Raw genomic sequence first — 329 nt, 5'->3', positions numbered from 1 at the left:
CATCTTCCTCGTGCTGCCACTCGTGATCGTGGCTGCGCTGTTCTCCGACGAACTGTGGCAGGAACATCGGCGCCAGCATCCGCGCGACGAAAACGCACCGCATATCGACTGGAAGCATCCGTGGCGCCGCGTGCGGCGCGGGCACTGAGTCGATCGCCGTCCCCGCAGTGCAGCCGTCCGGGCGGGTCGCCCCGAACGGCGCAGCCTTCCGCTACGAACCGATTCCCGCTCAACCAGCGAGACGCCGACGTGAACGACAAACCCGCTCTCCCCCCGCACGATATCCCCGGCGAAGCGATCGACCTGCAGATCGCCGACGTGCTGGCCGC

Annotated in this window: 1 pseudogene; it reads left to right on the top strand. The window is 67.8% G+C overall.

What is annotated here, in order from left to right:
* Nucleotides 1–249: 249 nt before the first annotated feature.
* A pseudogene (locus SB751_RS28975) lies at nucleotides 250–329 on the top strand (DUF2795 domain-containing protein); the annotation flags it as partial.

The organism is Cupriavidus sp. SIMBA_020 (genome assembly GCF_046535395.1).
Taxonomy (GTDB): domain Bacteria; phylum Pseudomonadota; class Gammaproteobacteria; order Burkholderiales; family Burkholderiaceae; genus Cupriavidus; species Cupriavidus campinensis.
The sequence above is the reverse complement of the archived record's forward strand: the minus strand, read 5'-3'. Positions and strand labels throughout refer to the sequence as shown.